14 protein-coding genes and 1 pseudogene are annotated in these 13,436 nt (G+C 57.7%); 14 read left to right on the forward strand and 1 reads right to left on the reverse strand.

Annotated elements, in window-relative coordinates:
- Positions 1-16 precede the first annotated feature (16 nt).
- The 12 genes from CJZ78_RS10450 to CJZ78_RS10500 all read left to right on the forward strand — a co-directional run bounded on the left by CJZ78_RS10450 (position 17) and on the right by CJZ78_RS10500 (position 11,330).
- Complete coding sequence (locus CJZ78_RS10450; protein ID WP_094561266.1) at positions 17-226, forward strand: type II toxin-antitoxin system HicB family antitoxin; 210 nt, start codon at positions 17-19, stop codon at positions 224-226.
- Entirely contained in the window at positions 223-435 is a 213-nt protein-coding gene (locus CJZ78_RS10455) for a type II toxin-antitoxin system HicA family toxin (RefSeq protein ID WP_094561267.1), read from the forward strand. Before CJZ78_RS10450 ends, CJZ78_RS10455 begins: the two co-directional genes overlap by 4 nt.
- Positions 436-667: 232 nt before the next feature.
- The gene (gene rplI, locus CJZ78_RS10460; protein ID WP_094561268.1) at positions 668-1,126 is read left to right on the forward strand and encodes a 50S ribosomal protein L9; all 459 of its coding nucleotides are present in this window, start codon (positions 668-670) and stop codon (positions 1,124-1,126) included.
- A gap of 144 nt (positions 1,127-1,270) precedes the next feature.
- The gene (gene dnaB / locus CJZ78_RS10465; protein WP_094561269.1) at positions 1,271-2,680 is read left to right on the forward strand and encodes a replicative DNA helicase; all 1,410 of its coding nucleotides are present in this window, start codon (positions 1,271-1,273) and stop codon (positions 2,678-2,680) included.
- A 3-nt stretch (positions 2,681-2,683) separates the two neighbouring features.
- Positions 2,684-3,463 (forward strand): hypothetical protein, encoded by a 780-nt coding sequence (locus CJZ78_RS10470; protein ID WP_143592900.1) that lies wholly within the window; start codon positions 2,684-2,686, stop codon positions 3,461-3,463.
- 36 nt (positions 3,464-3,499) lie between these two features.
- On the forward strand, positions 3,500-5,458 hold the full coding sequence (gene mnmG / locus CJZ78_RS10475) for a tRNA uridine-5-carboxymethylaminomethyl(34) synthesis enzyme MnmG (RefSeq protein WP_094561271.1): 1,959 nt from the start codon (positions 3,500-3,502) through the stop codon (positions 5,456-5,458).
- Positions 5,459-5,705: 247 nt separating this feature from the next.
- Entirely contained in the window at positions 5,706-6,293 is a 588-nt protein-coding gene (locus CJZ78_RS10480) for a hypothetical protein (protein WP_143592901.1), read from the forward strand.
- The gene (locus CJZ78_RS13790) at positions 6,290-7,510 is read left to right on the forward strand and encodes a hypothetical protein (RefSeq protein ID WP_143592902.1); all 1,221 of its coding nucleotides are present in this window, start codon (positions 6,290-6,292) and stop codon (positions 7,508-7,510) included. The genes CJZ78_RS10480 and CJZ78_RS13790 overlap by 4 nt, the downstream gene beginning before the upstream one ends.
- Entirely contained in the window at positions 7,507-8,436 is a 930-nt protein-coding gene (locus CJZ78_RS10490) for a glycosyltransferase family 8 protein (RefSeq protein ID WP_094561274.1), read from the forward strand. Before CJZ78_RS13790 ends, CJZ78_RS10490 begins: the two co-directional genes overlap by 4 nt.
- Positions 8,437-8,468: 32 nt before the next feature.
- Positions 8,469-9,482, forward strand: a complete 1,014-nt coding sequence (locus CJZ78_RS10495; protein WP_094561275.1) for a glycosyltransferase family 10 domain-containing protein — start codon at positions 8,469-8,471, stop codon at positions 9,480-9,482.
- A gap of 77 nt (positions 9,483-9,559) precedes the next feature.
- A complete protein-coding gene (locus CJZ78_RS13795; protein ID WP_143592903.1) occupies positions 9,560-10,522 on the forward strand; it encodes a hypothetical protein in 963 nt (320 codons plus the stop codon).
- Positions 10,485-11,330, forward strand: coding sequence for an alpha-1,2-fucosyltransferase (locus tag CJZ78_RS10500; RefSeq protein WP_143592904.1), 846 nt, complete (start codon positions 10,485-10,487; stop codon positions 11,328-11,330). Before CJZ78_RS13795 ends, CJZ78_RS10500 begins: the two co-directional genes overlap by 38 nt.
- Positions 11,331-11,622: 292 nt before the next feature.
- On the opposite strand, the pseudogene CJZ78_RS10505 reads toward CJZ78_RS10500, so the two are convergent.
- Positions 11,623-12,438, reverse strand: a pseudogene (locus CJZ78_RS10505) (IS256 family transposase); the annotation flags it as partial.
- 65 nt (positions 12,439-12,503) lie between these two features.
- On the opposite strand from CJZ78_RS10505, the gene CJZ78_RS14450 reads away from it, so the two are divergent.
- Both CJZ78_RS14450 and CJZ78_RS14455 read left to right on the forward strand, forming a co-directional pair.
- Positions 12,504-13,010 (forward strand): transposase, encoded by a 507-nt coding sequence (locus CJZ78_RS14450; protein WP_143592840.1) that lies wholly within the window; start codon positions 12,504-12,506, stop codon positions 13,008-13,010.
- A partial coding sequence (locus CJZ78_RS14455) for a helix-turn-helix domain-containing protein (RefSeq protein WP_143592841.1) occupies positions 12,974-13,436 on the forward strand: 463 nt, incomplete at its 3' end. The genes CJZ78_RS14450 and CJZ78_RS14455, both read left to right, overlap by 37 nt.

A 13,436-nucleotide genomic window follows, 5' to 3' on the forward strand; every position in this document is an offset into this window, starting at 1 on the left:
ATGAAGGGTGATTCCCATGCAGTTCACGCTTGAGGTCGAAAGGGAGGCAGACGGCCGCTGGCTTGCTGAGGTTGCTCAGCTGCCAGGCGCGCTCGCTTACGGGGCCTCAGCAGATGAAGCAATGACGAAAGCCGAAGCCCTCGCCCTGCGAGCCCTGGCCGAGCAACTTGAGCATGGGGAAGCTGTGCCTCGCGACATCAGCATCGTGGTCCCAACTGCGGCATGAGCCAGTGGCCGTCGGTCAAAGCCAGGAGAGTTTTGGCGGCCTTGATGAACCTTGGCTGGAGGGTCAAACGCCAGAGCGGTTCGCATCAAACCTTGTGCCGTGAAGGCTGGTCCGACGTCGTTTTTGCCTTCCACGATGGGGAGGAAATCGGTCCTCGCATGCTCGCCAGGATTGCCAAACACACTGGACTGAAACCCGAACACCTTTAATGCGCTAGTGGCCCCACTCCAGCTGAAGGTCCAGGGCCCGCAGCTCAAGGGGACACGACGGAAGGATTCACGCCGGTAGCGCCGGAGAGATCGGCGTAGCGCTTGTTCAGCGCAGCGATTCGGCCTCAGTCATCAGCGGGCATGGGCACCGCTGGGAGATGGCGGCACAGGGGGGCCACACACACTGATCTAATCTGAGAGGCCGCATCCCGTTAAATCGTCAGTTATCCCCATGGCCAAGCGCGTTCAAGTGGTCCTCAACGCAGACGTTCTCAGCCTGGGTAAGGACGGGGATCTGGTGGAGGTGGCCCCGGGTTATGCCCGCAACTTCCTTGTGCCCACCGGCAAGGCCGTGCCCGTCACCGCCGCGGTGCTGCGCCAGGTGGAGGCCCGCCGGGCCAAGGAAGCGGAGCGCCAGGCTGCCCTCAAAGCTGAAGCGGTTGCCTTCCGCACCGCCCTCGACACCATCGGCCGCTTCACCGTCAAGAAGCAAACCGGTGGCGACGACGTGCTGTTCGGCACCGTGACCAACGGCGACGTGGCAGAAGCCATCGAGGCCGCCACCAAGAAAGAAGTGGATCGCCGCGACATCCTGGTGCCGGAGATCCACCGCACCGGCGCCTACAAGGTGCAGGTCAAGCTCCACCCTGAAGTCACCGCCGAGATCAACCTGGAAGTGGTCAGCCACTAACGCCCCCAGCCTCCTAGGCGTCCGAGCCACCCCACCCGTGGGGTGGCTTTTTGCTGAACACCCCAGCGGCAGCGCCCAATCGCTGGTCAAACCACGCCTAACCCGGCAGGATGGACAACCCGGCGTTCCTGCCCTCCAAAGCCGATGGTGAGCGTTCCCCTCAACCCGCCCGGCCGCGAGCGCGCCGGTAGTCCCAAGGGCGGGCGCAACGGCGATGCCGAGGCGCGCTTTGAGGCCCTGCCCGACTCCGTGCCCCCCCAGAACCTGGAGGCCGAGGAGGCCGTGCTGGGCGGAATCCTGCTCGACCCCGATGCCATCGGCCGCGTGGCCGACGTGCTGCAGCCGGAAGCCTTCTACCTCTCCGCCCACCGCGAGATCTACCGCACAGCGGTGATGCTGCACAGCCAGGGCAAGCCCACCGACCTCACGGCCATGTGCGCCTGGTTGGCCGACACCGGTGCCCTCGAGAAGGTAGGCGGCCAGGGAAGGCTGGTGGAACTGGTGGAGCGCACGATCTCCACCGCCTCGATCGACCAGGTGGCCCGCCTGGTGATGGACAAGTTTCTGCGGCGCCAGCTGATCCGCTCCGGCAACGAAGTGATCGCCCTGGGCTTCGACCAGAGCAAGCCGATGGAGCAGGTGCTCGATGAGGCCGAGCAAAAGATCTTCGCGATCAGCCAGGAAAAGCCCAGCACCGGCCTCACCCCCACCGCTGAAATCCTCACCAGCACCTTCAACGAGATCGAAAGCCGCTCGCTGGGCACCGCCGTCGCTGGCATCCCCTGCAACTTCTACGACCTCGATGCCATCACCCAGGGACTGCAGCGCAGCGACCTGATCATCGTGGCGGGCCGGCCGGCGATGGGCAAAACCTCGATCGTGCTCAACATCGCCAAGAACGTCGCCCAGATCCACGCCCTGCCGGTGTGCGTGTTCTCGCTGGAGATGAGCAAGGAGCAGCTCACCTACCGCCTGCTGTCGATGGAGGTGGGCATTGAAAGCGGCCGGCTGCGCACCGGCCGGCTGCAGCAGGAGGAGTGGCCCCTGCTGGGCCAGGGCATCAACAGCCTCGGCCAACTTCCCCTGTTCCTCGACGACAAACCCAACTCCGGCGTGCTGGAGATGCGCTCCCTCTGCCGCCGGCTGATGGCCGAAACCGGCAAGGAGCTGGGCCTGATCGTGATCGACTACCTGCAGCTGATGGAGGGCTCCACCCCCGACAACCGGGTGCAGGAGCTGTCCCGCATCACCCGGGGCCTCAAGGGCATGGCCCGCGAACTCAACGTGCCGGTGATCGCCCTCTCCCAGCTGAGCCGTGGCGTCGAATCGCGCACCAACAAGCGACCCATGCTCAGTGACCTACGCGAATCGGGCTCAATCGAGCAGGACGCTGACCTGGTGCTGATGATCTACCGCGACGAGTACTACAACCCCGAAACCGCCGACCGGGGCATCACCGAAGTGATCGTGACCAAGCACCGCAACGGCCCAGTGGGCACCGTGAAACTGCTGTTTGAGCCCCAGTTCACCCGGTTCCGCAACCTGGCTGCCTGATCCATGTCACCAGACCGGGCGCCGCTCACGGTATTGACAGTGCAAACCGGCCACCGCTACCCCGATCTGTGGGTGAGCCGGCTGGCCGCGATGCTGGCCCGGCACCTGCCGGAAGCCCATCGCTTCATCATTTACACCGATCGTCCGGAAGCAGGTCGCTTCGAGCCCCCCGGCGCCGCACACCAGCAGCTGGAGGTGCGGGATCTGCAGGGCGGCTCCCTGCAGGGCTTTTTCGGCAAACTGCGCCTGTTCGACCAGACCCTCACCGGCACAGATCCCTTTTTGTTTCTCGACAGCACCCTGGTGATCCGCGCCAGCCTGGAGCCCCTGATCGCGATGGGCCGCAGCAGCAGCGCCAGTGTGATCGGCGTGCGCGACTGGAACTACCCGATCCTCAATTCCTCCGTGCTCTGGTGCCGGCCCGACGCCCACACCCAGGCAGTGTGGGACGCGTGGCAGCAGGGGCGCTACGCCGACATCGTCTTCCCTGGCGACCAGAACGTCATCTTTCACGTTTTCGGCGAGACCGCGCCAGCCGCCCTCACCTACTGGCCCGAAGGCCTGGTGAGCTCCTACAAGGCGCTGCGCAAACTGGCCCGGCGCGATCCCGAGGCGGCCCAGCGCGAGCTTGCTGCCAGCACGATCCTCAAATTCCATGGCAGGCCCAAGCCCGACGAGGTGTTGCACCCCTGGCGCCATCCCCAGCACACGATCCTGCGCCACCCGCTGCATCCTCGGCTCTGGAGTTACCTGGCCGATGACGTGCGCCGCCACTGGCACTAACGGCACTGGCACGAACGCCGGGTTTGAATAGAAGGCATGACCATGACCGCTACACCCACTGAGCACTTCGATGTGATCGTGGTGGGCGGCGGCCACGCCGGCTGTGAAGCGGCCCTCACCGCGGCTCGGCTGGGGCTGAACACGGCCCTGTTTTCGCTCAATCTCGATCGCATCGCCTGGCAGCCCTGCAACCCGGCGGTGGGCGGGCCGGCCAAGAGCCAGCTGGTGCATGAGGTGGATGCCCTCGGCGGTGTGATCGGCCGACTCGCCGATGCCACGGCTCTGCAGAAGCGGGTGCTCAACGCCAGCCGCGGCCCAGCCGTGTGGGCTCTGCGCGCCCAAACCGACAAGCGCCAGTACGCCCGCCAGATGCTGCAGCTGCTGCAGCACACACCCAATCTGGCCCTGCGCGAAGCGATGGTGACGGGACTGGAGGTGGAGGGGGCAGAAAACGGGGGAACAGACGGTGGCGCCCGGATCACCGGCGTGCGCACCTATTTCGGCAGCGTCTATGCCGCGCCGGCCGTGATCCTCACCACCGGCACCTTCCTGGGAGGCCAGATCTGGGTAGGGCACCAGTCGATGCCGGCAGGCCGGGCCGGCGAACAGCCCGCCGAGGGGCTCACCGAGGCCCTCGAGGCACTGGGCTTCCAGATGGGCCGCCTCAAGACCGGCACCCCCGCTCGGGTGGACCGGCGCAGCATCGCCCTCGACCAACTGGAAGAGCAGCCCAGCGATGCCCACGATCGCTTCTTCTCGTTTGATCCGGCGGCCTGGGTGAGCGGCGAGCCGATGAGCTGCCACATCACCCGCACCACCGCCGCCACCCACCAGCTGATCCGCGACAACCTTCACCTCACGCCGATCTACGGCGGTGTGATCGACAGCAAGGGCCCCCGCTACTGCCCGTCGATCGAAGACAAGATCGTGCGCTTTGCCGACAAGGAGAGTCACCAGATTTTCCTGGAGCCCGAAGGCCGCGACACCCCCGAGATCTACGTGCAGGGCTTCTCCACCGGCCTGCCGGAGCGGCTGCAGCTGGAGCTGCTGCGCACCCTGCCGGGCCTGGAGCAGTGCGTGATGCTGCGGCCCGCCTACGCCGTCGACTACGACTACCTGCCCGCCACCCAGCTCAAAGCCAGCCTGGAAACCAAGCGGGTGGCGGGGCTCTATGCCGCTGGCCAGCTCAACGGCACCACCGGCTACGAGGAAGCCGCCGCCCAGGGGCTGGTGGCGGGCCTCAACGCCGCCCGGCAGGTGCGCGGCCAGAGCGCGGTGCACTTCCCCCGGGAGGGCAGCTACATCGGCACGATGATCGATGACCTGATCACCAAGGATCTCCGCGAGCCCTACCGGGTGCTCACCAGCCGCAGCGAATACCGGCTGGTGCTGCGCGGCGACAACGCCGACCGGCGCCTCACCCCTCTAGGCCGCGAGCTGGGGCTGATCGACGACCGGCGCTGGGAGATCTACAACCGCAAACAGAAGGCCATTGGGGCCGAAAAACAGCGGCTCGAAACGGTGCGCCTCAAGGGCAGCGACCCAGCAGCCTCGACCGTGGAAGCCGCCACCGGCGCGTCCATCAGGGGCTCGATCACCCTGGCCGACTTGCTCCGCCGCTCCGGCTTCCACAGCAGCGATCTGGTGCAGCACGGCCTGGCTGATGCCGAGCTGCCGGCCGATGTGCGGGAAGGCGCCGAGATCGACATCAAATACAGCGGCTACCTGGCCCGCCAGCAGCAGCAGATCGACCAGGTGAAAAAGCAAGCACACCGGCCGATTCCCGCCGGCGTCGATTACGCCAGCATCGGCACCCTCTCAAAGGAAGCGCGCGAAAAGCTCACCGCCGTGCAGCCGAGCAGCCTGGGCCAGGCCTCACGGGTGCCGGGCGTCAGCCCGGCCGATATCACCGCCCTGATGCTGTGGCTGGAGATCCGCAGGCGCCAAGACTCGTCAAGCCCCCAAAGCCTCGGTAGCGTGAAAGCCAGCACGTGAGCAGGGGCGCTAGGTGAGTCCGGTACGCGGGATCCCCACCTCGAGGGCCTACTGGGAGCTCAAGGCCGAACAGATGCTTAACCGCGTGTTTGAGCCGGAAAACCCGATCGAGGTTAAGGTCTGCGACGCCCCCAACATCCCCCTCGAGCCAAGGGATCTGACGACCCCACCGAAGCCAGGCCCAACCACGCAAGCAAACCCTCGATTCCGAAGCTGGATCGACCAGCTCGGCCACCAGCCGAGTTGGTTGCTGGCCGGAGCCAGCGTCACGGGGATGCTGATGGCCGGGATGGCCCTAGTCGTGTTGGGAGTGTGGAACCACAGCCAGCAAGCAATCCGCCAGGAACGCACCATGCTGCTGATCGAGCGGCTGCGAGCCATAGGACCCGGCACCACGGCCGCCGCTGAAACTGCCACCCAGGCAGAAGCCACAAAGCCAACGCACCAGGATGGCGAGCTGCCACCGCCGCCGCCGGGTGGCGGCGAACCCTGGATGGAAGAACTGGCCACCCTGCCCGCGAGCCACGCCCCCGCGGCCTCCATGCTCCAGGTGCCTATCAACAGCTGGATCACCAGCCCCGCTCCAGCCGCGACAGGCGACGCAAGCAGCTCCAGCGGCGGAGGCGGTGGAAGCGCACCCCAACTGGTGGGCGTGGTGCAGGTGCCCGGCCAGAGCGGGTCGGCCATCTTTCAACTCGGCGGTAGCTCCACCAGCGCCGCCGTGGGCGAAAGCATCGGCAGCAGCGGCTGGCGCCTGCGCTCAGCCAGTGGCGACAGTGCTTTGATCGAGAAGGGCGGCGAACAGCGGAGGGTGAGTATCAGCAATGGTTATTGATCGACCAAGCAGTGGATCACAGCCGACATCACTCAACCAAAGTGCATGCACAGTCGCAACAACATAGGCAAAAGCAAAAAGGGGAACCCCAGACAGCAGTGAAAACAAAAGCAACGAATAAAAATCAATCAGGCAGCCGGGCAAGGTTCGCACAACGATTCCTAAACCTGCTCTGCGGCAAAACGGCCAAACCCTATTACAACGAAAACACATTCTTCGTGTGGGAACCTTGCTCGAGATCCCACGCAGAGGTCGTTCCGGGCTACTGCAAACTCCTGCTCGATACCGGATACGACGTATCGGTACTCATTGAGCCTAAGCGGATCGACGAAGGGCTTTTCTGCAACTTTACACACGAAAGGCTGCATATCAACCGGCTATCAAAAAGAGCCACACAGAAATTCTTCAAAGAAAATGGGTTGGCCTCTTCATCAGGCATCCTCGTGACGACGGTGGGCAAACTCACTCCCAACGCCGACTACGATCATGCGAGTGGACTATTTGCTCCACTCAACCAAAACCAACGGGTTCTTCTAGTCGAGCACGACATCAAAAATGGTGCAGACCTCGGCACGCTAACAAGTGATATCATCACACTGCGGGAAACAGACTACAAGAACTCAATTACAACGCCAGTCAATCCTCACTATTTTGGGGAGTTAGGGGAGCATCAAAAAGAAGCGCGCACAATCTTTGCAACAGTTGGCGCAATCAGAGATAAACGCAGAAACAGCGATCTGCTGATCAGCGCCGTTGAGGGGCTTCATCAAAAGGGAGTCAGCAACTTTAGCGTTCTCGTCATCGGCAAAAATAATCCCAGCGCCATTCCCAGACATTTGCAGCAGTATTTCCTCCACTTAGGCCGCTTAACATTCCAGGAACTCTACGAGCAAATGCAATGCTGTGATTTTCTTCTGCCATTGCTTGACCCGAACAACCCAAGCCACAGACGCTACATCACAACCGGCACCAGCGGCACATTTCAATTGGCACTTGGCTTTCACAAGCCAGTGATATTAGAACAGTCATTTGCGCCCATCAATAAACTCAACGAGAGCAATTCAGTCATCTACGACGGCAACAGCGATTTCCTCATCGCAATGGAAAAAGCCATTATGATGACACCAGATCACTACGACTCGCTTCAAAAAGCTGTTGCCGAAACAGCCAGGTCAATCTATGCTGAGTCACTTGAGAATCTAAAGAGTCTGATATGAGCACAACAACAGTCCCTATCGTCTTTGCATTTGACAGGCGCGTCTTACGTCCAGCCGCTGTCGCGATCAGGAGTCTTATCGATGCAGCACAGAAAGACACAACCTATCAGATTCATATATTACACCCCGGATTTAGCACAAAGATAAACGCAGCTTTCGCTGACATTGCCAAGGAAACTCGCCACACAGTCGTTTTTCATAAAATCGACAATAACCGGTTTAAGGGGCTTCCATCAGGGGGCGGAAGCTGGACCGAGGTCGTCTATTATCGATTTTTAATCCCCGAGCTACTCACTAAATGCGATCGCGCCATTTATTCAGATATTGACGTCTACTTCAAGGGCGATTTGTCGTCTTTGATGGATATAGACATGAAGGGCGCTCCAATTGGAGCAGTCATTGGCGAAGTGAATAGCCCTGCGATGAAATGCCACAACCACTTCCCCGAAAACAACTCTAAATATGTATACATGTCGGGCTTCTTGCTCATGGACTTGAGCAAGATGCGCAGAGAAACACTCACCGAAAGACTCTTAAATACCGCAAAGAGGTATGGCAAAAGACTTAAGATGTTCGACTTAGACGCACTAAATCTGACCTGCAGCCACATTCATTCGCTGCCATTTGAATATTGCGTATTAGAGACGGTTTACGAGGAGCAGTCAGTCCGGAGCGCTCCTGAATTCTCATGGCTGTCAGATCATTACTCAATCGACGACCTTGAAGGTGCCAAGATCAATACTAAGATTATTCATTATGCAGGCCCACTAGGAAAGCCTTGGCGGAGAGCAAATCAACCCAGCTACTACAAACAGGCGCTGAGTTGTGTTCCAGCAACTCTGAATAGGAAAACATGGCGGGACATTCGCAAGTACTGGAGTAGCCGACTCGCCAACATGGTTCGCGGCGAGCGAACTCTAAGATAGCCTCTTGCAATTAACAACAATTGAGATAATCCATGAAATGGAATTTTGGACAAGTCGCAATTGATCGACTGAGAGGCAAGCGGACATCGGCAACGACCATTTCCAAGCCATACAAAAGAATATATCTTCCTGTCTACAATAGCAACCATAATCTTAATTCCGAAGAGCCCTCTATCTTTAATGAAGAAGGCCAGACAATGCGCACTTTTTTTCTGCGGGATGCCCAATGGGCACACCACCCAAGCTACATGCAGTCGAAGTATTTTATCTGGGACCGCTACAATATAGGTCTAAATACCCACTTCTATACCCACAATGCAATGCTGGAGACAATGGGGACTCCAGCAAGACGCTACGGTATACTTTGGGAATCAGAAGCTTTAGTCCCAAAAGACTACACTCTATTTGCCCGCCACAAGAGCCTAGCGGAAGAGTTTAATTTTATTTTTACGTTCAGCGAAGATATTCTTGAGGCTGTACCAAATGCCCGCTTTTTTCCGGGGTGTGCCAGCGCCTGGTATGGCAACAAGATTGGTGGCGGCATGCTTTCAAATACAGCCTATCTTAGAAAAACAAAAGGCATTTCTATACTGTCATCTGCAAAATTTCAAACTAGATTCCACAAGTTTCGGCTTGAACTCGCCAGAAAGCTCAAGGAGAATGACCATGTTGATACCTATGGCACGTTTGATGGCGGAACACAAGTTCAGCTAAGTGAAACGTTGACGGATTACCGTTTTTCATTCGCCATTGAGAACGATCTTAAGCCTTTATTCTTTACAGAGCGGCTAACAAGTTGCTTTGCCGCAATGACAATTCCGATTTATTTAGGAGCCAGCAAGATTGATCAGTTTTTCAATCCAGATGGGATCATCCAGTTAAAAGCATCTGACTTGGATGACATTGAAAAAATCATCCAATTATGCACACCTGCAGAATATGAACGACGGCTTCCTGCTATTGTGGACAACTATAACCGCGTAAAGCCTTTCCTCAATGCGAATGATTGGTTGTACGAAAACTATTTCAAACAAAACGGGGATTAATGGCAAATCCAAGTGATCTATCCTACGAGAAATAGTCCACAAGATTGGTCCCGGTAAACCTTCTTAGCTACAGATCAATGACCAACAAAACTATGGATGCTCTTGACATCCTCAGCGGTTTCCTCCGCTCCAATGCTCTCAGAAGGGCGCTTTCAGAGGGCTTCTGCTTTGAATCAATTGATGATGAGCGGTTGGCTAATCAGAAGATTATCTCACAACGGCCCAAGTTGGCTCGAGAGACAATAAGTCTTGTTCATTCATCAAGGACATCTCTGCAAGAGAATGTTCAATATCTTCACGAGCGCATCCTCGCGGCGATGGCAATGCGCGAGGCTTTGCCTATTATTAGATTTGCTGACGGCGAATATGCATTTTATTCGCTAAGTCTGGCTTGCAATGGTCTCTACAAGCAAGCCAGAAGTCGACGAGAGATTCAGGCTGTGCTGGCGAAACACATCCATGCCCTTGAATATGTGCAGACAAAAGGCTTTATAGCTCCGCTAATCTTCCCGGGCAATCTACAGTTCCATCCATCACTAAAAAAAATTTTGGGGCTTAAAGAAAAGCCTGGTTCGGCTCTTTCTTTTATACGCTTGTTGTCCTCACACGGTATTCGTCTTACGCCGGATCATTATGTTCCATTTTATGCGATCTATGCTTATCTCACTTCTAACACATTTTTGAGCGCTTGTGGAGGCAAGAATATCTGCATACTGAACTCTGACCTTAACATGAAGCTTGCTAATGAGTGGTTTAATAAAGGTGGCAGCGGAGCGCGGATCAGTTCGGTTTGCATACCCTCAGAGTATGTGGCTACAAGTTGGCAGCACTACAAAAATGATATACTTTTGCAAATCCCCAGAGAGACAGATATCTGTCTTGTTGGAGCAGGGATCGGATCCCTCGAAGTCTGCGCTGATATCAGCCAGTCTTTCTCCATTCCAGCTATTGATGCTGGTCATGTCATAAATATGATTAATAGTAGAGTCGATAAGTCTGCGGGTGCCCGCCTCTTCACAGAGTGGAAACAGAATGCTTGAAAAGGGGGTGTATGTCTGCCTAGAAGGTGGTCTTGGCAATCAACTGTTTATGTATGCAGCTGGGAAGGCCTTGGCTTATCGAAATAACACCAAGTTATTCATAGACACTGAATCTGGATTTCGAGATGATTTAAGGTATCAGCGCAATTACTCGCTCGACATTTTTGATGTCAATTTTCAGCACTTCCAAATGTGCAACTTTGAGGATACAAGAGTAAAGAGGCTAATTAACAAGTTCGGGCCAATGCAATATCGGAATGTACTCTTGGAAAAGAAGGTCAAGAGCCTACAGAATGTTCATGTAAACAAAGCCATTGAACTTAGGGGATATTGGCAATCAGAAGATCACTTTAAAGGCCAATGGAAGCATTTATCAAGTGAACTTGAATACGCAATACATCTATCAGTTGAATCGGCAAGGATCTTAGAGAAAATTCATTCCTCTAAAACGTCAGTTGCTGTTCATTTCCGCACAGTAGATTATCGCCATGTTCTTCCAGCCGATTATTACTCGAGAGCCTTTGAATATCTAAATAACCATTTTTCAGGAGCTCATTACATGATATTTGCGGATAGCCCTAAGGGCATTAACCCAGAGCCGTTCTCAGGCTTGAATCATACGGTTGTACGTACCGACGATCACCGCGAGGACTTCTTCCTGATGAGCAGCTGCAGCCATCAGATCCTTGCAAACAGCACATATAGCTGGTGGGCTGCATACCTTAATAAAAATTCCGACAAAAAAATCTTGGCTCCCAGGAGATGGGGATTCAAAATTGAGACTCCGCCCTCATGGCAGCTAGTTTAACTGCAGCGAAGCCTCTGCTAATTAATTTTCGGCGTAACAGCAATATTATTTAGTTGTTGCCTGTAGGTATGATTAGGGACTCCTGAAAAAGCCAGATCGGGTAGCGCCCCTCCGAGTGGTGTAACTCAGGAGGTCCTGTGACCCTTTCCGGAGGGTGAACAGGAGCAGTCAAGAGATGACTGCTTGGAAGCTGATTGCGCAGCTCCATTCATCCACTATGAACCCTGATCGCTGAATTGGCAACTCAGCGATCGATGTGTTCTGTGTAGATCGAGGGAGGAGCTGGTGCGCTTCAGCGGATGGTTGCTGCCGCCTTCTTGGCTGGATCAGCTTCGGTGAGCTCCAGCGGCTCTTCCGGCTCCGGGATCTTGGCCATGGTGGCCTCGGAGAAGAAGCGCCGACGCTCCAGCTGCCATTCCTCCTGCTGCTCCAGCAGCTGGCTGCCCACCAACCGCACGATCGCAGCGTCGTTGGGGAAGATCCCGACCACGTTGGTGCGGCGTTTGATTTCCTTGTTGAGCCGCTCAAGCGGGTTGGTGCTCCAGACCTTGCGCCAGTGCTCCTGGGGGAAGTGCAAGAAGGCCAACACGTCATCGCGAGCGGCGTCCATTACCGGCACAGCGCCGGGAAACTGCTTGCGCAGCATCTCGGTGACCCGCTGCCAGTGGGAGCGCACTTGCTCAGGGGCCTGGATGACGAACACGGCCTTCATGGCGGCGGCCACCATGTCCTGGCCGGCCTTGGGGACGTGAGACAGCAGGTTGCGTAAGAAGTGCACCCGGCAGCGCTGCCAGCTACTGCCCTGGAACATCCGCCTGATCGCTGCCGTCAGCCCCAGGTGCGCATCTGAGATCACCAGCCGATTTCCAGTCAGGCCACGCTCTTTGAGGGAACTGAGGAACTGGCGCCAGAAGCCCTCAGCCTCGCTGTCACCCACGGCAATGCCGAGCACCTCGCGGTAGCCGAGGGCATTGATGCCGATCGCTACCACCACGGCCCGCGAAACCACCTGCATGTTCTGCCCCAGACGGCCGTGGAGGTAGGTGGCATCGAGGTAGACGTACGGGTAGCGGGCATGGTCCAACGGCCGGCACAGAAAGGCTTTCACCCCCCGGTTTCAGGAAAGATGTCACCCCTCTGATCAGTACACCTGGGGGCTTGAGGACATGACCAATGCGTCGTTACAGCGAGGCCGTCAAGGCTGACGTGAGAAGGCGGATGAGCCCGCCGCACCGCCAGAGCGTGGCTCGGATTTCAGAAGAGCTGGGCATTCACGTGGTGACCCTCTACAACTGGAGAAAGATTTGGCGGTTACAGGGAGAGGTGGTGCCGGCTTCCGAGAAGGAACCAGAGGGCTGGAGTGCTGCCGACAAATTCACGGTGGTGCTGGAGAGCGCTGGCCTGAATGCCACCGAACTCAGTGGCTACTGCCGGGAGCGGGGGCTGTTTCCTGAGCAGGTGGAGCGTTGGCGGCAGGCTGCCCAGGATGCCAACGCAAAGCCAGTGCTCACCTTGAAAGAGCAGAAGGAGCTCGAGAAGCTCCGCGCCCAGGACCAGCGGGAGATCAAGGCTCTCAAGAAAGAGCTACAGCGCAAGGAGAAGGCCATGGCGGAGATGGCGGCCTTGCTGGTGCTGCGAAAAAAGTGGGAAGCCTTCTGTTCGGAGGACGCGGAAGGCTGACCAGTGCCGCGCACCGGCAGAAGGCGATCGAGCTGATCAGCGAGGCCAATGCCGCTGGCGCGGCTCTGGTGCCTGCCTGCTGCGAGATCGGGATCTCTCTGCGCACCCTCAAACGCTGGCGCAAGGCCTTTGGTGGTGATGGGGACGGCGTGGATCGCCGTAAAGGCAGTGACCGCCTGGTGGGTCACCGCCTGAGCGAGGAGGAACGACAGCGGATCCTGCTGACGTGTAATCAGCCGGAGTACGCCTCGCTGCCGCCGGGACAGATCGTGCCGGCGCTGGCCGATCAGGGCCTCTTTATCGGCTCTGAATCAAGCTTTTATAGGGTGCTGCACCAGGCAGGGCAGTGCCACCGCCGCGGGCGTGCACGGCTGCCGCAGGAACCGCGCTCGGTGCCGCGTCTCAGGGCGGATCGCCCCAACCAGG

It is taken from the genome of Synechococcus sp. 8F6 (genome assembly GCF_002252665.1).
Classification (GTDB): domain Bacteria; phylum Cyanobacteriota; class Cyanobacteriia; order PCC-6307; family Cyanobiaceae; genus Cyanobium_A.